The 18,609-nt window shown below is 65.0% G+C and carries 15 protein-coding genes; 4 read left to right on the top strand and 11 right to left on the bottom strand.

Annotation, left to right across the window (positions count from 1 at the left end):
- Nucleotides 1-118 precede the first annotated feature (118 nt).
- Nucleotides 119-352: a DUF6199 family natural product biosynthesis protein gene (locus EMO90_RS01485; RefSeq protein WP_150354078.1), complete on the top strand. Its 234-nt coding sequence runs from the start codon at nucleotides 119-121 to the stop codon at nucleotides 350-352.
- A gap of 24 nt (nucleotides 353-376) precedes the next feature.
- Here the strand turns inward: EMO90_RS01485 and EMO90_RS01480 are convergent, their stop codons facing one another.
- Entirely contained in the window at nucleotides 377-733 is a 357-nt protein-coding gene (locus EMO90_RS01480) for a DMT family transporter (RefSeq protein WP_214383225.1), read from the bottom strand.
- Nucleotides 734-795: 62 nt separating this feature from the next.
- On the opposite strand from EMO90_RS01480, the gene EMO90_RS01475 reads away from it, so the two are divergent.
- On the top strand, nucleotides 796-1,752 hold the full coding sequence (locus EMO90_RS01475) for a hemagglutinin (RefSeq protein WP_223849752.1): 957 nt from the start codon (nucleotides 796-798) through the stop codon (nucleotides 1,750-1,752).
- 410 nt (nucleotides 1,753-2,162) lie between these two features.
- On the opposite strand, the gene EMO90_RS01470 is transcribed toward EMO90_RS01475, so the two are convergent.
- Nucleotides 2,163-2,903 (bottom strand): hypothetical protein, encoded by a 741-nt coding sequence (locus tag EMO90_RS01470; RefSeq protein ID WP_150354079.1) that lies wholly within the window; start codon nucleotides 2,901-2,903, stop codon nucleotides 2,163-2,165.
- Nucleotides 2,904-3,553: 650 nt separating this feature from the next.
- On the opposite strand from EMO90_RS01470, the gene EMO90_RS12075 reads away from it, so the two are divergent.
- Entirely contained in the window at nucleotides 3,554-4,819 is a 1,266-nt protein-coding gene (locus tag EMO90_RS12075; RefSeq protein WP_190973676.1) for a DUF5067 domain-containing protein, read from the top strand.
- Between the two features lie 117 nt (nucleotides 4,820-4,936).
- On the opposite strand, the gene glnA is transcribed toward EMO90_RS12075, so the two are convergent.
- A complete protein-coding gene (glnA, locus tag EMO90_RS01460; RefSeq protein ID WP_150354081.1) occupies nucleotides 4,937-6,274 on the bottom strand; it encodes a type I glutamate--ammonia ligase in 1,338 nt (445 codons plus the stop codon).
- Nucleotides 6,275-6,614: 340 nt separating this feature from the next.
- Here glnA and EMO90_RS01455 point away from each other — a divergent pair, with 340 nt between their 5' ends.
- A complete protein-coding gene (locus EMO90_RS01455) occupies nucleotides 6,615-8,075 on the top strand; it encodes a DUF2252 domain-containing protein (RefSeq protein WP_150354106.1) in 1,461 nt (486 codons plus the stop codon).
- 630 nt (nucleotides 8,076-8,705) lie between these two features.
- Here EMO90_RS01455 and priA read toward each other — a convergent pair.
- The 8 genes from priA to dnaE form a co-directional block, all read right to left on the bottom strand.
- The gene (gene priA, locus EMO90_RS01450) at nucleotides 8,706-9,431 is read right to left on the bottom strand and encodes a bifunctional 1-(5-phosphoribosyl)-5-((5-phosphoribosylamino)methylideneamino)imidazole-4-carboxamide isomerase/phosphoribosylanthranilate isomerase PriA (RefSeq protein WP_150354082.1); all 726 of its coding nucleotides are present in this window, start codon (nucleotides 9,429-9,431) and stop codon (nucleotides 8,706-8,708) included.
- 80 nt (nucleotides 9,432-9,511) lie between these two features.
- Entirely contained in the window at nucleotides 9,512-10,159 is a 648-nt protein-coding gene (hisH, locus tag EMO90_RS01445) for an imidazole glycerol phosphate synthase subunit HisH (RefSeq protein ID WP_150354083.1), read from the bottom strand.
- A 55-nt stretch (nucleotides 10,160-10,214) separates the two neighbouring features.
- Nucleotides 10,215-10,943 (bottom strand): hypothetical protein, encoded by a 729-nt coding sequence (locus tag EMO90_RS01440; RefSeq protein WP_150354084.1) that lies wholly within the window; start codon nucleotides 10,941-10,943, stop codon nucleotides 10,215-10,217.
- Entirely contained in the window at nucleotides 10,943-11,545 is a 603-nt protein-coding gene (gene hisB, locus EMO90_RS01435; RefSeq protein ID WP_150354085.1) for an imidazoleglycerol-phosphate dehydratase HisB, read from the bottom strand. Before hisB ends, EMO90_RS01440 begins: the two co-directional genes overlap by 1 nt.
- 66 nt (nucleotides 11,546-11,611) lie before the next feature.
- Nucleotides 11,612-12,772 carry a histidinol-phosphate transaminase gene (locus EMO90_RS01430; RefSeq protein WP_150354086.1) on the bottom strand — a complete coding sequence of 387 codons (1,161 nt, stop codon included), beginning with the start codon at nucleotides 12,770-12,772 and terminating at the stop codon, nucleotides 11,612-11,614.
- Nucleotides 12,769-14,166 carry a histidinol dehydrogenase gene (gene hisD, locus EMO90_RS01425; protein WP_190972007.1) on the bottom strand — a complete coding sequence of 466 codons (1,398 nt, stop codon included), beginning with the start codon at nucleotides 14,164-14,166 and terminating at the stop codon, nucleotides 12,769-12,771. Before hisD ends, EMO90_RS01430 begins: the two co-directional genes overlap by 4 nt.
- Nucleotides 14,167-14,317: 151 nt before the next feature.
- On the bottom strand, nucleotides 14,318-14,716 hold the full coding sequence (locus EMO90_RS01420; RefSeq protein WP_190972009.1) for a DUF4186 domain-containing protein: 399 nt from the start codon (nucleotides 14,714-14,716) through the stop codon (nucleotides 14,318-14,320).
- Nucleotides 14,717-14,925: 209 nt separating this feature from the next.
- Nucleotides 14,926-18,480: a DNA polymerase III subunit alpha gene (gene dnaE / locus EMO90_RS01415; protein ID WP_150354088.1), complete on the bottom strand. Its 3,555-nt coding sequence runs from the start codon at nucleotides 18,478-18,480 to the stop codon at nucleotides 14,926-14,928.
- Nucleotides 18,481-18,609 lie beyond the last annotated feature (129 nt).

Here is an 18,609-nt window from a genome sequence, read left to right as displayed (position 1 = left end):
TCACCCGTATACTGGATGCACCTGCGCTGTGCCGCGCCCATTCCCCGCATCCGCAACGAACGAAAGCGAACGGCAGCGAAAGACAGCGTACGGCCGCGAACGACCAAGGAGGGTCGCCATGAGCATCGTCGCATTCATCGCCATCGAGGTGTTGCTCCTCGCGTCCGGCCTGCTCTGCCTGTTCAAGACCGAAGCCCTCTGGACAATCGAGCATTTCCTTGACGTCCGCGGCGGCGAGCCGACCGACTTCTACCTGTTCGGGACAAAGGTCGCCGGCGCGCTGCTGCTGGTGGGCGTGCTGGTGTTCCCGCTCACGCCTCCCGGTCTCGCATTGCTGGGCATGAGCATGTAGGGCGATCCATTGTGCTCCTCGCCGTCACCCGGCCGAATGCGTGCCCCACTGCATGATCGCGATGCCGATGATCATCACCGCCATGCCCGCGGCCATCCTCCAGTTGAGCGGGTCGTGGAAGATCACGCGCGCGGCGATCGCCGTGAGAATAATTCCCACGCACGACCACACGCCATAGGCGAGCGCCGTGGGCATGCCCCGCTCCAGCACCACGGACAGTAGATAGAAGCAGACCACGTAGCCGGCGACGACCGGAATCGCCCAGATCGGCTTGGAAAAGCCCGCCGACGCGCGCAACGACAGCGTCGCCACCACCTCGCACATGATCGTCACGAACAGCAGCAGCCAGGTAACGGCCATCGATCCTCCCTTGTTTCTCATGCGGGACATTCTAGCCGACCGCCCAGCCGCTCCCAGACGGAGCCGCTACAATGTCGCCCGGTATGAACAACGGCAAGAACATCGGCAATCGCAATCGGCGTGCAACGGCACGGAGGGGGTCCGTCCGTCGCCCCGATCTGACGGACCCTGCCAGCTGGGCGCGCTGGCGGAGCACATGGCACAACGCCGGCGTGGCGCAGAAGACGATCATGGCGGGCACGGCCATGGTCTCCGCGGTGCTTGTGGTGGCGCTGGTCCTGGCCCTGATCCGCGTGGTGGAGTACCAGCGGCTTGTGGCCACCGCGCGCGAGCAACAGCGCGAGTTCACGGTGGAATACGACTTTAATCCCGGCGATATCATCTCCGACCGGCAGTTCTTCGACGCGGAATCGATGGGCGTGGACCAGATCCAGGACTTCATCAACGTCAAGGGTGCCAAATGCAGCGGCGACCAGTGCCTGAAATCCAAGACCTTCGACGTGGAGGCGCAGGATGCGGACGGGCTGTGCGGTGCGGTCGAGGGCGCGACCGGGCAAAGCGCCGCGCAGGTGGTGTCCACGGCCGCCAAGGCGTGCGGCGTGAGCCCGAAAGTGCTGCTCACGCTCATGCAGAAGGAACAGCATCTGGTCACGGCCGCCCCTCCCAGCGATTGGAACTATCAGGCGGCGATGGGCCTGAGCTGCCCGGACGACGCAAGTTGTGACCCGCAGTACGCCGGGTTCGTGAATCAGGTGATCGGCTCGGCCAGACGATTCCGGTATTACCTCGCCAACGGCGAGCGCTACAAATTCCGCACGGGCAGGGTGAATGCCATCCAATACCATCCTAATGTGGTGTGCGGCACCGGCAACGTGTTCATCGAGAACGACGCGACCCGACTGCTGTACATCTACACGCCGTACCAGCCCAATGCGGCGGCGCTGGCGGCGGGCACGGGCACCGGCGACGGCTGTTCGAGCTATGGGAACCGGAATTTCTCGATCATCTACGCGTCATGGTTCGGCGATCCGCGGGAGTGACGCGATCCAATTATTTCCCCTCCGAGACCCCTCCTGCCCATTCTTTCCAACCTGCAGCCCTAGAATCTCAGGCTGGAAGAAATCCGCAGCGCAGAGGTCATTTGGGAACGCTTAGACGCGGATTCGTTCCAATCCATGATTTTGGCGATGCAGGTTGGAACAATTCAGCAGCCGGAATCAACACTACGTTGTTCTGAGCCAAACTATGCGCTGCAATGCGACTTGATAAGAGCGGGGCAAACGTATTTCCGAGTTGTGCATGCCATTTCCGCCCTACCGCGAATAGCAGCCGCGGAAAATAGCCGAATATCGGCGATGATATATGGCTTCTGCTGAAAGTCGCATGCACAACTCGGAAATACCGATGTAGTTTGGCGATTCGGAGTCTCACCGACGGCTTTTCGCGCCCCTCAGCGGTCCGTCCAGTCGGCCAGATCGTCGATGACCGGGGTCTGGGCCCGCTTGCCGGTGGCCGCGGCGGTCGATTCCGCCACCACGGACTTGCGCTGGGCCTCGATACGACGGGCCACGTCGGTCTGGAACAACTCGGGATCACCGATCGCGCGGATGGGCACCACCACCGTGCCGTTGATGAGCCCCGTGGGGAAATGCAACACCGGATTCAGCGCGCGCCAGATGCGCAGCCCTTCCTTATCCGCGGCCACGCGGTAGCACAGTGCCCCGTCGATCGTCTCGGCGTGGGGATCCAGCACGGCGAAGGGCACCCGCAGCGGGTACCCATCGGCCATGGTCTCCTCCACGCCCAGATCGGTCACATTTCCGCGCACGGTCACGCTCCACTGTCTATAGTCCGGTTCGATCAGCTTGAGGGCCTCCACATTCACGCCGCGCGAGGCATACCAGCGCTCCACAAGCCGGCGGTTGCTGATCATCACCAGCCGCGGCCGGGCGAGGCCGATCAGCGAGACGATCCACTGCGCCATGGTGACGCCGAACACGATCCACACACCCAGACCCATGCCATTGGTGATCTTCCCGGCCAGCAGTAGCGCCAGACACGCCACGCCCACGAGCATGAACACCGTGGAGTACGCGGCGAAAATGCGGAAGCCCCGCCTGATCTCCTTCGCGTCGCGCGAGGCGTACCAGCGCCGGTATGCCTCCCAATTCACCTCGAACGTGTACTCCATGGCCGCTCCCCTATCCGATTCGCTCGCAGATCCGATTCACTCACAGGTCCGAATCGCTCACGCGTCCTGGCCCGTGCCCGATTCGTCCCGTCCACTATACCCGCCGCAAGTCCTCCCGCACCGACTTCACGACTGACCCCACTGGTGTCCCAACGCCCCGGGCCGTACACTGGACGTATGGAGGGCGCAGCAGCGCGAAAGACGGCAAGGGGGCTCATATGGGATTGTTTTCAGACGATGGCAGGGACCTCAACCACGACGGATACGTCTCCCCATTCGACGCCGATGAGACGCAGGCGTACGTCGATCCATCAAAGTCGTTGGATCGGGAGCACACGGATCAGGAGCGGGAGTCGCCGAAACCGTCCACGCCCCAATCCGCGCAACCGCAGCGGCCCAGTCAAACAAGGCAAACAGAGCAATCCGGACAATCGAGACAGTCCGGACAATCGGGCAACCACCCATATGCCCCGAACCCAGCGACGCGCGTCGATCGCTCGTCCACAAACCAGACATCCGGCCAAACGTCCGATCAGGCATCCAGCCAGGCATCCGGCCAACCTTCCGGCCGGCATGCGCAACCCCAGCAGCAAACCGGCCGAAAATCCAATTTGTTCGCCACCATAGCGCTGCTGAGCGCGATCGCGGCAATGGTGATTCCCGCCGTCGGGTCCGTCGACCAGACCGATTTCGATCGAACCCAGTTCATGGAGATAGCCCCCGTCGCCACGGCGGTGATCGCCCTGATCGCCATCGCCATTTACGTTCGCGATCGCAGGCGCGGCGGGCTGGTCCGCGCCATCCTCGCGCTGCTGTGCGCGGCGGGCCTGATGAGCGGATATATCGAGACGGAACCGGGGACGATCAACGTCCGCAACCCGCTCAGTGGCAAGCACCTGTCCATCCCCGGTATCGGCTCCATGACGTGGGACGGGGACTCACAGTCCTCCGCCCGCCAGACCCGCGACACCGTGATCCACGATGATCAGGTCGAGCTGAACGGGGATGACGGCGTATCTGGCACGTTCCGCATCGTATCGGCCACGCGCGGACCGATCGACACATTCGACCGGAAGCCCACGGTCATCGTCACCTACGCATGGACCAATACCGGATCGGCGTCCGCCTTCTTCCAGAACCTGTGCTCGGCGGGGGCGTTCCAGCACGGTGTCGCCCTCGATCAAACCTACCTTTACCCCGAACACGGCGATGCGGGCGTACCGGAATCGTATGATCGCGAGTCCTGGATGGTCGCCGTGGAGCCTGGTGCCACGAAGAATGTGACGCTGGTGTATTCGCTTGCCGACGAGCAGACGCCGGTGGAGGTGTGGATCGGCGATTACCGCTTCGACGACGCTGTGGTCCGCCGCTTCCCCGTCGCCGGGACCGTGTCCAGCAGCGCGAACGTTCCCCCGACCGAGCTGGCGGCCGAGCGCGCCGACGATCCGATCCGCTCCGATGCGACGGCGACCGACGAGGACAGGGCCGGCATGACCACGTTCGAAACGGTGTGGGGCGATCTGCACGCGACGATTCTCGACGCCCATCGCGGTGCCCCATCCGTTGGCGGGGCGATCCGCCCGATGGTGGTGGTCCGCGTGGCGTGGATCAACGATCTGGGCCGGCCCACCACATTCTTCTATCATTTCGATTTGAAGGCCAGCATCCGGGATGTCGAGCTCACCGAAGGCTATGCGGACACGTCCAAGGAGCCAGATCCGCAGTACGACATGTATTCGACGTTGCGCGGCATCAAACCCGGCATTCTTCACACGGCGACGATCGCGTTCGAAGCGCCCGACGGCATGGATGCCGACAGCATTCAGGACGTGCAGGTGACGCTGACCGGCAGCAGCTCGACCGATGAAAAAACGATCAGCGCGACGCTGCCGATCGCACAGAAGGTTCAAAGCTGAGCACATCACATGTCGGGCCGTGTGGAGCCGAATGACCCACACGGCCCGGATGAACCCGCACGGCCCGGATGAACCAATGAACCCGCACGGCCCGACCGGCACTTGAAGCCGCAGCCCCTACAGCCTGCGCAGATACTTGCTCAGCTCGTACGGCGTGACCTGGGAATTGTATTCCGCCCACTCCTGGCGCTTGTTACGCAGGAAGTACTCGAAGGCGTGCTCGCCGAGCACATCGGCCACGAAGTCGGAGCGCTCCATGATCTTCAGTGCCTCGTCGAGCGAGCTCGGCAGCGGCTGGATGCCCATGGCCTGACGCTCCGGATCGGTGAGCTCCCACACGTCGTCGCTCGTCGGCTCGTCCAGCGTCATCTGCTTGTCGATGCCGTCCAGACCGGCGGCGAGCAGCAGCGAGTAGGCCAGATACGGGTTGGCGACCGGGTCGAGCGCGCGGAACTCGATGCGCGCCGAGTTGCCCTTGCCGGGCTTGTACTGCGGGATGCGCAGCAGGGCGGAGCGGTTGTTGTGGCCCCAGCAGATGTAGCTCGGCGCCTCGTTGCCGCCCCACAGGCGCTTGTACGAGTTGACGTACTGGCAGCACACGGCCGTGATCTCCGCCGCATGGTACAGGATGCCGGCTGCGAACTGGCGGGCCGTGAGCGACATGTTGAACTCCTGGCCGGCCTCGTAGAAGGCGTTGGTGTCGCCCTCGAACAGGCTCAGATGCGTGTGCATGCCGGAACCGGGCTTGTCCGCCAAGGGCTTGGGCATGAAGCTGGCGTGGATGCCGCGCTCCAGCGAGATCTCCTTGACCACGGTGCGGAAGGTCATGATGTTGTCCGCGGTGGTCAGGGCGTCGGCGTAGCGCAGGTCGATCTCGTTCTGGCCCGGGCCGGCTTCATGATGCGAGTACTCCACCGAGATGCCCATCTGCTCGAGCAAGTTCACGGTGGCGCGGCGGAAGTCCATGCCGGGGCTGCGCGGCACGTGGTCGAAGTAGCCGCCATCATCAATAGCCTTGGGCGCCTGGGACCAGTCGTCCTGATTCTCGAACAGGTAGAACTCGATCTCCGGATGCACGTAGAACGTGAAGCCCTTGTCCTTCGCCTTGGCGAGCGCGCGCTTGAGCACGTGGCGCGGGTCCCCCAGACTCGGCTCCCCCTCCGGCGTGAGAATGTCGCAGAACATGCGGGCGGTGCCCTGGGGGCCGCCGCGCCACGGCAGGATCTGGAACGTGGACGGGTCCGGCTGCACGATCATGTCGTCCTCGGAAACACGCGTCATACCCTCGATGGCGGAGCCGTCGAAGCCCAGTCCCTCCTCGAACGCGGCCTCCAGCTCCGCAGGTGCGATCGCCACGGACTTCAACGTGCCCAACACATCGGTGAACCACAGACGAATGAAGCGCACGTCGCGTTCCTCGACCGTGCGCAGCGCAAACTCTTGCTGTTTATCCATGCGGACCATGGTGGCATGACATTATTTCATCCGCCGTTAACATGTCGTGGAGTGGGTAAAGGCGGCGTCATCCTGAGCGAGCGGCTTTCCCCGCCGTCATCCTGAGCGAGCGGCTTTCCCCGCCGTCATCCTGAGCGGAGCGCAGCGGAGTCGAAGGATCCTTAACTGTACTCATGGAATTAAGGATCCTTCGACTGCGCTCAGGATTGCGCTCAGGATGACGGAGGACGACTTCGCTCAGGATGACGGGAAAGCCAACATGCGCTCAGGATGAAGGGAAAGTGAACCATCGCCGTACAGCGGACGGGTATGCTTGGGGCCTATGAGCAGCGAGAAGAGCATGAAGCATTGGGATCCGGCCGTGCTGGCGGCCGAGGCGCCGCACGAGTATCCGCAAATCGACGTGACCTCGTGGGTCGAGGCGCCGGATCCGCGCGAGCGGGCCAGGGCCGGCATCGCCGCCCGCGCCAAGGCCCCGCTGGAGAGCCACGCGCTGTGGCAGGTGCGCGAAGGCCGCCGCGAGGTGATCGGCCTGCTGGAGGAGCAGTCGGCCCGGCGCGTGCGCGATCTCATTCCCCTGCGATACGCGCGCATGAGCGTGAGCCCGTTCACGTTCTACCGCGGCACCGCGCTGATCCAGGCGTACGATCTGGCGCACACTCCGGTCACCGGCATCCCGGTGCAGGCCGTGGGCGACGCGCACATCGGCAACTTCGGTATCTTCCGCTCCCCTTCGGCCCATCTGGTGTTCGACGTCAACGATTTCGACGAGACGGCCACGGGTCCCTGGGAGTGGGATGTCAAGCGTCTGGCGGTGAGCGTGGAGGTTTGCGGACGCGCGAACGGCATCAAGCCCAAGGCGCGCAGGGCCGCCGTGGCCCGATGCGTGCACACGTACCGCAACCGCATCGACCAGTTCTCCAAGATGGACTATCTGGAAGCCTGGTACGACCATCTGGATGTGGAGCACACGCTCGACCGCTACGAAAGCACGCAGGACGGCCGGCGCAACCGCACGCTGCGGACCGCGGCGATGAAGGCCAAGACCAAGGACTCCGATGCGGCCGCCGCCAAGCTGGCCCATTATGATGGCGATCGCCTGCGCTTCAACGAGAATCCGCCCGAGCTTGTGCCGATCGACCGACTGTCTTCCTACGCCGATCCAGACGCGCTGCGGGAGCGCATCTTCACGTTGTTGGAGAACTACAAGGACAGCCTGTACGACGATCGCCGCCACGTGCTGGAGCACTACCGCTACCATGATGCCGCCCGCAAGGTGGTGGGCGTGGGCTCGGTGGGCCAGCGCGCGTGGATCGCCATGCTCACCGGACGCGACATCGACGACCCACTGATCCTGCAGATGAAGGAGGCCACCGATTCGGTGCTGGAACGGTTCTGCGGCAAGAGCCCGTACGCCACGCATGGCGAGCGCGTGGTGCAGGGCCAGAAGCTGATCCAGTCCACGGCCGACGTACTGCTTGGATGGTCGTCGTTCACCGCGGAGGACGGCCAGCCGCGCGACTACTACGTGCGCCAGCTGTGGAACGGCAAGGGGTCGATCGACATCGACCATCTCAACGATCTGGCGCTGTCCGATCTGGGCCGCATGTGCGCGTGGAGTCTGGCGCACGCGCATGCGCGCACCGGCGACTCCACGGCGATCGCAAACTATCTGGGAGGCTCGGACGAATTCGATCAGGCCATCGCTTCGTTCGCGGTGAGCTACGCCGACCAGAACGAGGCCGACTACGAGGTGTTCAAGTCGCTGATCGCGAACGGCGACCTGCCCTGCGCCAGCTGACCGGAAAAGGCGTCATCGTCATCCTGAGCGCTGAGCCGTTAAGCGGAGTTGTTCCGTCATCCTGAGCGAGGCGCGGCTATGGTCACCCTCGTCATCCTGAGCGAAGCCGGACTCCGGCCTTCGGCCTTTGCTCGGGATGACACGGTTCCGACTCGATATCTCGCAAAGTGGGGGCGGATTTCGGCCTTTTCCGAGCGATATACGTCAAAGTGGGGGCGTCCCCGCCATGCCATGACGGGCGCACGGGAACGACGGCCATTGAAAAACCGCGGAAAAACGCCAAGCTGATGCGACAAATATGGCGGATGCTCGGGATTTCACGCCCCCACTTTGATGTATAGCATTCTGCAAAGGCCGAAATCCGCCCCCACTATGCAACATAGCCCCGAAATTGCCGCGGAACAGCTGCCACGCGCATCGAAAACACGTTGCCGACGGCCAATTGACAGGGTTCAAGGATCCTTCGACGCCGCTATGTACGGCTCAGCGCTCAGGATAACGGGAGAACACCTCAAGTCAGCGGAGGAGCCGGCTGACGCGCGCGGCTTCAAGGCGCACCGAGGGAAGGCGTGCCGAGGCACGTCGACCGAGGAGCAACGCCGAAGACGCGCCGTCAGCCGGCGACGACCGTCAGCCGGCGACGACCAGGGCCTCTTCCAGGGTGAACGCCCTAGCGTACAGGGACTTGCCCAGGATGGCGGAGTCCACGCCAAGATCGGACAGTTCGCGGATGGCGCGCAGATCGTCGAGCTTGGCGATGCCGCCGGATGCGGTGACCTTCGCGTCCGTGCGCTCGGCCACCTCCCTGAGGAGTGTGAGGTTCGGGCCGCTCATCATGCCGTCGCGGGCCACGTCGGTGACCACGTAGCGGGAGCATCCCACGGAGTCGAGGAACTTCATGGTCTCGAACAGGTCGCCGCCCTCCTTGACCCAGCCGCGGGCCGCGAGGGTGTGGCCGCGCACATCGAGGCCCACGGCCACGCGATCGCCGTACTTGCGGATCACGGAGGCGGTCCAGTCGGGGTTTTCAAGCGCCGCGGTGCCGATGTTCACGCGGGCGGCGCCGGCATCCAGAGCCGCGTCGAGCGAAGCGTCGTCGCGCACGCCGCCGCTCATCTCGATCTTCACCTTGTCCCCCAGCTCGTGGACGATCTCGCGCAGCTGGGCGCGGTTGTCGCCGGTGCCGAACGCGGCGTCCAGATCCACCAGATGGATCCATTCGGCACCCGATTCGACCCACGTACGCGCGGCCTCGAGCGGCGAGCCGTAGTCGGTTTCGGAACCGGATTCGCCCTGGCGAAGGCGCACGGCCTTGCCGTCGCGCACGTCGACAGCGGGAAGCAAAGTCAACGACATGTTGTGATCCTTTCTATGGTCTTTCCCAGAGGGTCTTCCGGGAGGGCTCCCGGTCCAGCCCCGGAAAACGCGCGAAGTCCCTACAGCGCGGCGATCCAATTGCGAAGCAGCTGGGCGCCGGCCTCGGCGGACTTTTCGGGATGGAACTGGGAGGCGTACACCGGACCGCGCTCGTAGGCGGCCACGAACCGGCTATTGCCGTATTCGCACCACGTGACGCGCTGTTCGGCATCGCCGAAATCGATCTGCTCGCGGCTCAGGTCCGCCGGGCGCGCGTCCATGGCCGCGTAGGAGTGCACGAAGTAGAAGCGCTCGTCCTCCACGCCCTTGAGCAGCACGCTGTCCGCCGGAGCCTGAACGGTGTCCCAGCCCATGTGCGGCACCACGGGGGCGTCCAGCGGCCCGACCGTGCCGCCGATCAGACCCAGTCCCCTGGCGTTTTCGCCATGCTCCAAACCGAGCTCGAACATCACCTGCTGTCCCACACACACGCCGAGCACCGGACGGTCGGAACGGACGCGATCGTAGATCACACGATCGCCGCTGACATGCCTCAGCCCCTCCATGCACGCGCCGAACGCGCCCACGCCGGGCACCACAAGGCCGTCCGCCTCAAGCGATTGGCGGTAGTCGGAGGTGAGGGTCACGTCCACGCCAAGGTTGGCGAGGGCGCGGACCATCGAACGGACGTTGCCGAATCCATAATCGAATACGACGATCTTGACCATGACGACTTACTCCTTCTGCTTCGCGATTGCTGCCGTGGATTGCTGCGTGGGCGCGCTACTCCGTGCGCGCCCCGCGGCCGAACTTGGTGTGCTGGGCGATAACCTGGAAGGCGGCGTCGCGATCGAATTTGGACGTGGGCGTGACGGCGAAGCCCTGCGACTGCAGCGCGTCGAGGTTCGTGATGCCAAGCATCAGATCCTCCACGAACGGCGCCGTGGAGCTGAACAGCACGGGAGGCACGAAGCTCTCCCCCGGCTTGCCGTGCAGGTAGAGGTTGGCCTCGAGCTTGTCCGCGCGGTTGACGGCGAGCACCACGGCCATGCCGGAGACCACGGTGGTCAGGTCCTTGGCCGCGGCCTCGGGTCCGTCACCGTTGAGGTTGTCCAGCACGGCGACCGCGCCCTCCTTGGAGGCGACGCACTTGGCGGAGATGTCCGAAAGCTGGCAGAACGCGGCGAGCAGGTCGGCCGAGGCGAGCTGGGTGATGATCACCGCCACCTTGGCCTTGTTGCCGATCAGGCCCTGCAGCTCATCGTCGAATCCGGCCTCCACGTCCGGAACCTCCGGAGCATCCGAGTCATGGGAGCTGATTGAATCATCATTTGCGGATGAATTCTCATTTGCGCCGGCATCCTCGGACGCATCCGCATCGGCGAACTCCTTCTCGAAGCCGGCCAGCGCCGCCTCGAGCTCCTCGTCGCTGAAATGCGCGTCGTCCGGGTTGAAGTCGTCGGACTTGAAGTCGTCGGACGAACCGCCGCGGCCCTTGAAATCGTCCGCCATCACAGGCTCCCCTTGGTGCTGGGGATCAGGCCCTCGATGCGCGGATCGGGCTCGATGGCAAAGCGCAGCGCGCGGGCCAGCGCCTTGAATTCGGCCTCGGCGATGTGGTGCGGGTCGCGGCCGGCGAGCACCTGCATGTGCAGGCAGATGCCGGCGTGCAGGGCGATCGACTCCATCACGTGGCGCACGAGCGAACCGGTGAAGTGGCCGCCCATCATGCAGTACTCGTAGCCGGCGGGCTCGCCGCTGCACACACAGTACGGCCGGCCGGAGATGTCGACCACGACCTTGGCCAGCGCCTCGTCCAGCGGCACGGTGGCGTCGGCGAACCGGCGGATGCCTCGCTTGTCGCCGAGGGCCTGCTTCAGGGCTTCGCCGAACACGATCGCGATGTCCTCAACGGTGTGGTGCACGTCGATGTCCGTGTCGCCATGCGCCTTGATGGTCAGGTCGATCAGCGAGTGCTTGCCGAGGGCGGTCATCATGTGGTTATAGAACGGCACGGACGTGTCGATGTCCGTCTTGCCGGTGCCGTCCAGATTCAGGCTCAGTTCGACCGAGGATTCGCTGGTCTTGCGAACGATCGTCGCTGTTCTTGCCATGATTCGAAAACTCCTTGTATGTGTTTGCCGCGCGATGCCGTGGGGCCGCGCGATCGGGTCTGCGGGCTACGCCTGCTCGACCAGCCGCAGCACCTGAGCGAACGCCTCGCGGAAGCGGGCCATCTCCTCGTCGGTGCCCATGCACACGCGCAGCCAGCCTTCGGGGCCGACCACGCGGATGAGGATGCCGCGCTTGAGCAGCTCCTCGAAGATGCGGTCGCGGTCGTCGAAATGCCCGCCGAACAGCAGGAAGTTCGACTCGGATTCGGCCACCTCGAGCGGCTGGCCCTTGTACGTCTGGGCGCGCAGCCATTCGGCGGTGGCCTCGCGGGTCTCGCGCAGATGGGCCACGCGGCTCAGCTGCTCGTCCGTGTGCTCGAACGCGGCGAGGGCGGCGGCCTGCGTGACGGCGGACAGGTGGTACGGCATGCGCACAATGCGCACGCAGTCGATGATGCCCTTGTTCGCCGCGAGGTAGCCCACGCGAGCGCCGGCGAAGGCGAAGGCCTTGCTCATGGTGCGGCTGACGGCCAGGTTCGGGTGGTCCTTGATGAGCGTGACGGCGCTGGGCGTGCCGGGGTTGCGGAACTCCACGTACGCCTCGTCCACCACGAGCACCGAGTGGACGCCTTCGGGCGCCCCGGTGACCGATGCGGTCTCGCAGGCGGCGAGCAGGCGCCTGAGATCGTCCATGGCCAGCGGCGTGCCGGTGGGGTTGTTCGGGGACGTGATGAGGACCATCGCGGGCTTGACCTCGTGGATCGCCTCGATGGTGCGCTCCACGTTCAGCGTGAAGTCGGGGTTGCGATGGGCCAGCTTCCAGGTGGTGAAGGTATCGCGCGCGTACTCCGGGTACATGGAGTACGTGGGATCGCAGCCCAGCGCGATGCGCCCGGGTCCGCCGAACGCCTGAAAGAGCTGGAGCATGATCTCGTTGGAGCCGTTCGCGCCCCACAGCTCGTCCACGTCCAGCTTCACGCCGGATTCGCGCTCCAGATACGTGGAGAATGCGCGGCGCAGCTCGATGTGCTCGCGGTCCGGATAGCGGTTGAGCGTGGGCGCGATCTCTCGCACGCGGCGCGCGATCGTGTCGCACACGGCCGGTTCCGGCGCGTACGGGTTCTCATTGACGTTGAGGCAGACGGGCACATCCAGCTGCGGTGCGCCGTATGGCTCCTCGCCGATCAGGTCGTTCCTCAGCGGCAGACTTGCGGGGATCGTGCTCATCGAAGGCCCGCTTCCTTCTCCTGCTCGCGCAGCGTCTCCTTGTTGTACGGGTCCTCCACGAAGCGGGAGAGCACGCACTCGCCGTGGGCGGGCAGATCCTCGGAGACGGCGAAGGCGTTGATGCGCGCGGCCAGGGCCTTCAGACCCTCCTCGTCGTATTCGATGACCTCGACGGGCTTCATGAACGTGTGCACGCCCAGGCCAGCCGCGAATCGCGCGGTGCCGCCGGTGGGCAGCACGTGGTTGGAGCCGGACATGTAGTCGCCCAGCGGCACCGGGGAGAACGGGCCGCGGAAGATCGCGCCGGCGTTCTTGATGCGCTTGACCACGGCGTCCGCGTCGGTGGTCTGGATCTCCAGATGCTCGGCCGCGTAGGCGTTGGCGGCGTCGATGGAGTGGTCCAGATCGTCGGTGAGCACGATGGCCGACTGCTTGCCGGACAGGGACGTGGCGACGCGCTCGGCGTGCTCGGTCCTGGGCACACGGTACTTGAGGTTCTCCTGGACCGCGTCTGCGATTTCGGTGGAGTCGGTGAACAGCACGGAGCCGGCCAGCTCGTCGTGCTCGGCCTGACCGATCAAGTCGGCGGCCACCAGGCTCGGGTTGGCGGTCTTGTCCGCGATGATGCCGATCTCGGTGGGGCCGGCGACCGCGTCGATGCCCACGAAGCCGGAGACCAGCGACTTGGCGGTGGCCACGAAGATGTTGCCCGGGCCGGTGATCTTGTCCACCGGATCGCACAGCACCTCGCCGTCCTGCGGCTCGGAGCCCTTGGCGCCGTAAGCGAACATGGCGATGGCCTGGGCGCCGCCGACCGCGTACACCTCGGTGACGCCCAGAATGGCGCAGGTGGCGAGGATGGTCTTGTTGGGCAGACCCTCGGCGTCGTCACGCGCCGGCGGGGTGGCGATGGCCAACGATTCGACGCCGGCGGCCTGGGCGGGCACGGCGTTCATGATCACGCTGGAGGGGTAGACGGCCTTGCCGCCGGGCACGTACAGGCCCACGCGCTGGATGGGGATCCAGCGCTCGGCCACGCGGGCGCCGGGGGCCAGATCGGTGTGGAAATCCTTGGGCACCTGGTTGGCGGCCACGGCGCGGGCGCGACGCACCGACTCCTCGATGGCGGCGCGGACCTCCGGATCAAGTGTCTCGAGCGCGGCGGTCATCGCCTCGGCGGGCACGCGCAGGTGCTTGGGGCGCACATGGTCGAACTTCTCCTCGAAGTCGCGCAGGGCCGCGGCGCCGCGCTCCTTGACGTCGTTGAGGATGGGGCGCACCAGATCAGACGCCTCGGAGGTTCCCATGTCGGCTCGCGGCATGGCCGCCAGCAGCTCGGCGCGGGTGAGGGACTTGCCCCTCAGGTCGATGATTCGCATGTAATTGTCGCTCATGGGTCCAAGTGTAGGGTCGCAATGTGACGAACGGCGTACAATCCCCGCATTTCGGACTTCCCCGCCCGGTTACCACTCGATTTACGCGCCGAAACGGACGCAAACCGCCCTCCCAGCGGGGGTTTCGCGCTTGGATTGCCCCATATGGCCTTCAGAACAGCCGCAGCTCATCGTCCGGATGCGCCGCCAGATCGCGATCGATCCACGCCATGACCAGATCCGCGAGCCGCGCCACCTCATCGTCCGTGAGCGGACGCCCCTTGGGGATCCCGTGCCATTTGGCGATGCACCCGCGGCAGCAGGTGGCGGTGGCGTGCTGGGCCGTGAACACCGGATGCCCGCGCCACGGGGTCTGCCGGCCGTCGTTGCGCGGTTCGGCGTCCCCCACGCGCTTGCGCAGCAGATCGCGAGCATGATCGGCGATCGCATCGCGACCCTTGTCCCGCGCGTAGGCACGATCCCGCTCGCTCAGCGTGAATTTGGCCCGGAACGCGGAATGCGAGAGACGTTCCAGCGCGTCCGCGATCCAGCGTTGCTCGGTCTCGTCCATGGTCACAGCCCTCTCCCTTTCTTTCGTCATCATGAGTGCAAGACAGCCTTTTCCGTCATCCTGAGCGGAGGCCGTCAGGCCGAAGTCGAAGGATCCTTGGCCACTGTGCACCAAGTCATGGAAGCTAAGGATCCTTCGACTCCGCTGCGCTTCGCTCAGGATGACGTTGGAAAGGCCAGCTTGCACTATGGATGAAGAAGCGAAATCCCCTACGCCGCCGGCAGGCAGCTCGGGCCGAAGATGATCTTGATCTCCGCGAACAGCGAGGTGTCGCGCTTGACGCGGAACCGGTCGCCGAACGTGAGCACCTGCGCGTTGCCCCGCTCGTCCATGATCGCGAGCTTGACCTCGCAGGTGCCGGGATGGCTGTGGAGCACCTGCCCGAGCTGCATCATGTTGCCGCGGTCCAGGGCCACCTGCGGCAGCGTGATCGTCAACGGCCGCTCGTCCGCCGCCTCCAGCGTGGGGATCTGCATCTCCGTGGCCCTCAGGCTCACGGTCTCGTCGCGCTTCTCCACCTGGCCGCGGATCTGCACCACGGTGTCCACGGCCATTTCGGTTGCCGCGGCCTCGTACACCTTGCCGAAGAACATGCACTGGATGGAGCTTTCCATGTCCTCGATCGTCACGATCGCCCACGGGTTGCCCTTCTTGGACACGCGCCGCTCCACGCCGGTGATGAGTCCGGCGAGCGTGACCTGCTGGCCGTCCGACATGGTCTTGGCACGGTCGATCAGATGCGCGATCGACATCTCGCGCAGGCTCGCCAGCACCGACTGCATGCCCGAAAGCGGATGGTCGGACACGTACAGGCCCAGCATCTCGCGCTCGAAGTTGAGCTTGGTCTTCTTGTCCCACTCCTCGATGTCCGGCACGGTGATCTCCATGTCGCCCATCGCCGCGGCGTCCGCGCCCGCATCCTCGTCGGCGAACAGGTCGAACTGGCCCTCCGCCTGCTTGCGCTTGATGCTCACCACCGACTCGATCGCCGACTCGTGGATCGTGAACAGGGCACGGCGGTTGGGGTCGATCGAATCGAACGCGCCGGCCTTGATGAGTGATTCCACCAGGCGCCTGTTGAGCGCGGTGATCGGCACGCGGCGCACGAAGTCCATGAAGTTCACGTACTTGCCGCGCGGGCCCTCGCGCTCGGCGATGATGTCCGCCACCGCGCGCTCACCCACGTTGCGGATCGCGCCCAGACCGAAGCGGACCACATCGCCCACGGCCGAGTACTCGAACCGGGACTCGTTGACGTCCGGGGAGAGCACCTGGATGCCCATGCGCCTCGCCTCGCCCAGATACAGGGCGGTCTTGTCCTTGTTGTCGCGCGTGCCCTGAAGCAGGGCGGCCATGAACTCGACCGGGTAATGGGTCTTGAGGTACGCGGTCCAGTAGGAGATCAGGCCGTACGCGGCCGAATGGGCCTTGTTGAACGCATAGCCGGAGAACGGGACCAGCACGTCCCACACGGCCTGCGCGGCCTCCTCGGAATAGCCGTGCTCCTTCATGCCCGCGAAGAACGGGACCTTCTCCTTGGCCAGCACCTCCGGCTTCTTCTTGCCCATCGCTCGGCGCAGCACGTCGGCCTTGCCCAGCGAGTAGCCGGCCAGGATTCGGGCCGCGGACTGCACCTGCTCCTGGTAGACGATCAGACCGTACGTCTCGTCGAGCACCTGCTTGAGCGGTTCCTCCAGCTCGGGGTGGATCGGCTCGATCTTCTGCAGCCCGTTCTTGCGCTTGGCGTAGTTGTTGTGCGAGTCCATATCCATCGGGCCCGGGCGGTACAGGGCGATCAGTGCCGAGATGTCGTTGAAGTTATCCGGCTTGAGGCTCTTGAGCAGGCTTCGCATGCCGTCGGAATCGAGCTGGAACACGCCCAAGGTGTCGCCGCGCGAAAGCAGCTTGTACGTCTCGCGGTCGTCCAGCGGGATCTTCGTATAGTCGATCGGCTCCTTGCCGTTCGCCTCGATGTTCTTCAGGGTGTCGTGGATGACCGTGAGGTTGGAAAGCCCCAGAAAGTCCATCTTGACCAGCCCCAGGGTCTCGCACGTGTGGTACTCGAACGTGGTGGTGATCGTGCCGTCGGTGCGCTCCAGCAGGGGCGAGGTGTCCGTGATCGGCTCGCTACCCATGATCGTGGCGCACGCGTGCACGCCGGTCTGGCGGATCAGACCCTCGATCGTCTTGGCCTTGTCGATGATCATGTGCGCATCATGGTCCGAATCGTACAGCTCGCGGAACTCGCGCGCCTCGGCGTACCGCTTCGAGTTCGGGTCGAAGATCTCGCTCAGGGACGCATCCTTGCCGTTCTTGCTCGGCGGCAGGGCCTTGGTGACCCGATCGCCCATCGAGAACTCGTAGCCCATGATGCGCGCCGAGTCCTTCAGGGCCTGCTTGGTCTTGATCACGCCGTAGATCACGCACTGCGCGACCTTGTCCGTGCCGTACTTCTCGCCGCAGTACTTGATCACGTCGAGGCGGCCCTCCGGGTCGAAGTCCACGTCGATATCCGGCAGGGAGACGCGCTCGGGGTTCAGGAACCTCTCGAAGATCAGGCCGTGCTCCAGCGGGTCCAGCTCGGTGATGCCCATCGCGTACGCCACCATCGATCCTGCAGCGGATCCACGGCCCGGGCCCACCATGATCCCGTGGTCCTTGGCCCACTGGATGTAGTCGGCCACCACCAGGAAGTAGCCGCAGAACTGCATCTGGCAGATCACGCCGCACTCGTAGTCGGCCTGCTTCAAAACCTTGGCGGGCGGGTTGCCGTCGTAGCGGCGCTCCAGGCCCTCCTCCACCTTCTTGAGGAACAGGGAGGTCTCGTCCCAGCCCTCGGGGCACGGGAACTTGGGCATGAACGCGCCGTCCTCGCCGTCGTCGAACATCACGTTGCACCGGTCGGCGATCTCGAGGGTGTTGTCGCACGCCTCGGGGAAGTCCTTGAACAGCTCGCGCATCTCCTCGGCGGATTTGAGGTAGTAGCCCGTGCCGTCGAACTTGAAGCGATCGGGGTTGTCCAGCCGCTCGCCGGAGTTGATGCACAGCATCGCGTCCTGGGCCTCCGCGTCCTGGGCCTCAACGTAGTGCGAATCGTTCGTGGCCAGCAGGGGCGCGTTGAGCCGCTTGGCGATCTCGAGCAGGCCGGGCACGTTGCGCCGCTCGATCTCGAGGTTGTGGTCCATGAGCTCGATGAAGAAGTTCTCCTTGCCGAAGATGTCCTGCAGCTCGCCCGCCGCGCGCAGGGCCTCGTCGAACTGGCCCAGCGCGAGCCTGGTCTGGATGATGCCCGAGGGGCAGCCCGATCCGCAGATCACGCCCTCGTGGTACGTGGACAGCACATCCTTGTCCATACGCGGATAGCGCATCACGCGGCCCTCGAGGTTGGCCACCGAACTCGCCTTGAGCAGGTTGACCAGGCCGCGATCGTTCTGCGCCCACAGCGTGAGGTGCGTGATGTAACCGCCGCCGGAGACGTCGTCGCGCCGCTGGGCCTCGGTGCCCCAGTGCACGCGCGACTTGTCCTGACGGGCGGTCTCCGGCGTCACGTACGCCTCGATGCCGATGATGGGCTTGACGCCGTTCTTCACACAGTTCGTGTACATCTCGTAGGCGCCGTGCATGTTGCCGTGGTCGGTGATGCCGACGGCCGGCATGCCAAGGCTCGCGGCCTTCTTCGCCAGATTGGGGATCTTCGAAGCACCGTCGAGCAGCGAGTAATGCGTGTGATTATGCAGATGCACGAAGTTCCCGGATTCAGTCATGGGTTCCACTGTACCGCGCGGTATTGTCCGGGGCTGGGCGAGCGGGCAGGGCATGCGGGGGCCGCGGCCAGGCGGGGCCGCCGGCTCTTTTACACATCTGACGCTGCCTACGACGGCCTCGTCGACAGT

The sequence above is a fragment of the Bifidobacterium vespertilionis genome, assembly GCF_008698145.1.
Lineage (GTDB): Bacteria > Actinomycetota > Actinomycetes > Actinomycetales > Bifidobacteriaceae > Bifidobacterium > Bifidobacterium vespertilionis.
This window is presented reverse-complemented; position numbering and strand designations above follow the sequence as displayed.

What these genes read in the sequence shown, in the direction of transcription:
- EMO90_RS01470 (WP_150354079.1), bottom strand. Translation starts at nt 2,903, where the DNA reads ATGGAGTACACGTTCGAGGTGAATTGGGAGGCATACCGGCGCTGGTAC.
- EMO90_RS01430 (WP_150354086.1), bottom strand. Translation starts at nt 12,772, where the DNA reads ATGAGCACGATCCCCGCAAGTCTGCCGCTGAGGAACGACCTGATCGGC.
- dnaE (WP_150354088.1), bottom strand. Translation starts at nt 18,480, where the DNA reads ATGACTGAATCCGGGAACTTCGTGCATCTGCATAATCACACGCATTAC.
- priA (WP_150354082.1), bottom strand. Translation starts at nt 9,431, where the DNA reads ATGTCGTTGACTTTGCTTCCCGCTGTCGACGTGCGCGACGGCAAGGCC.
- EMO90_RS01480 (WP_214383225.1), bottom strand. Translation starts at nt 733, where the DNA reads ATGAGAAACAAGGGAGGATCGATGGCCGTTACCTGGCTGCTGCTGTTC.
- glnA (WP_150354081.1), bottom strand. Translation starts at nt 6,274, where the DNA reads ATGGATAAACAGCAAGAGTTTGCGCTGCGCACGGTCGAGGAACGCGAC.
- hisD (WP_190972007.1), bottom strand. Translation starts at nt 14,166, where the DNA reads ATGAGCGACAATTACATGCGAATCATCGACCTGAGGGGCAAGTCCCTC.
- EMO90_RS01440 (WP_150354084.1), bottom strand. Translation starts at nt 10,943, where the DNA reads ATGGCGGACGATTTCAAGGGCCGCGGCGGTTCGTCCGACGACTTCAAG.
- hisB (WP_150354085.1), bottom strand. Translation starts at nt 11,545, where the DNA reads ATGGCAAGAACAGCGACGATCGTTCGCAAGACCAGCGAATCCTCGGTC.
- EMO90_RS01485 (WP_150354078.1), top strand. Translation starts at nt 119, where the DNA reads ATGAGCATCGTCGCATTCATCGCCATCGAGGTGTTGCTCCTCGCGTCC.
- hisH (WP_150354083.1), bottom strand. Translation starts at nt 10,159, where the DNA reads ATGGTCAAGATCGTCGTATTCGATTATGGATTCGGCAACGTCCGTTCG.
- EMO90_RS01455 (WP_150354106.1), top strand. Translation starts at nt 6,615, where the DNA reads ATGAAGCATTGGGATCCGGCCGTGCTGGCGGCCGAGGCGCCGCACGAG.
- EMO90_RS12075 (WP_190973676.1), top strand. Translation starts at nt 3,554, where the DNA reads ATGGTGATTCCCGCCGTCGGGTCCGTCGACCAGACCGATTTCGATCGA.
- EMO90_RS01475 (WP_223849752.1), top strand. Translation starts at nt 796, where the DNA reads ATGAACAACGGCAAGAACATCGGCAATCGCAATCGGCGTGCAACGGCA.
- EMO90_RS01420 (WP_190972009.1), bottom strand. Translation starts at nt 14,716, where the DNA reads ATGGACGAGACCGAGCAACGCTGGATCGCGGACGCGCTGGAACGTCTC.